The 1271-nt window shown below is 36.3% G+C and carries 1 protein-coding gene; it reads right to left on the reverse strand.

Annotated features, from left to right (window positions below):
* Positions 1–39 precede the first annotated feature (39 nt).
* Positions 40–1196 (reverse strand): IS3 family transposase gene (locus AC1DIT_RS28145; protein ID WP_098116938.1). Its coding sequence is split into 2 segments (ribosomal slippage): positions 40–944 and positions 944–1196, totalling 1158 coding nucleotides; the frame shifts between segments, so codons are not numbered across the junction.
* Positions 1197–1271: the final 75 nt, after the last annotated feature.

Raw genomic sequence — 1271 nt, forward strand, 5'->3', positions numbered from 1 at the left:
TTGAAGTGAACCCCGAAAACGGGACACATATCAAAACACCTAAACCATCTGTTCCCTATATTCTTTAGGGGATAGGTGGTTTAATTTTTCTTGAATTCGCACACAATTGTAGTAATGAATGTATTCTAGCACAATCTTTCGCACAGTTGTGTTGGATACTTTTGTTATCTTTTGTGAGTAGAAAGCTTCGCTTTTTAAATGACCAAAGAAGCTTTCCATGACGGCATTATCATGGCAATTTCCTCTCCGGGACATGCTGGTGATAATGCCTTTTTCTTTGGCATATGCTTGAAATTCCTTCGCAGTATAAATACTTCCTTGATCCGAGTGAAGGATGACATCTTTTACTTTTCGCCCTCTCATTGCTTGTTTTAATGTCTTCATCGCTAATGTTAAAGTTTGTGATTCACTGATGACATAACTAATAATTTCACGATTAAAGGCATCCATAATCGTTGATAAATACAATGTACGCTCTCCAAATAATAGGTAAGTCACATCCGTAAACCACTTTTCATTTGGGGCTGATGATTCGAATTGACGTTCCAATCGATGAGGAGCTACGACTGGTTCAGCACCATTGATATATTTCTTTTTCTTACGACGAACTTTTGAGAGTATATGATATTGTTTCATGATCCGTAATACTTTTTTATGATTGACACACAGCCCCGTTTTTCGAAGAGTGGCGGTCACTCTTCGATATCCATACCGTAATTTATGCCTAAGGCAGACCTTCTTTACTTTCTCTTCTATCTCGTCTTTAGGGCGTTCGGTTATCTGTAACCAACGATAAAATGTGGAACGKGGTAATTCTAATACTTTACACAGTTCTTGTACGGTTAATTTTGTTTTTAATTCATTCCATAGGGTAATAACGGTATGTGGTTTCAGCTCCTTTCGATTTCCAGATACTTTCCCCATACAAGTAATTTTGTTTTTAAATGTTTATTTTCTAATCGTAGCTGTTCCAATTCACTTAGCTCTTTTGGTCCTTTTCCATAAGAATATTGTTTTCCTACAGGTTGTTGAAAACGATACGTTTGATCTGTACGATACCATTTCATCCATGTCTTAATTTGGGAAACATTTTTAATTCCGAGTGTCTCCATAATGGTACGATTTGAATAACCATCCTTTTTCATCTCAATCACTTTCCACTTTATTTCTTCTGGGTAATGTACTCTTTCTTTCAAATGAAAAACACCTCCGTTGAATTTGCATACTTAGTATGCGAATTCAGGAGGTGTTTTTTTCATGTACCACTATTC

The organism is Bacillus sp. 05T22 (assembly GCF_056396765.1).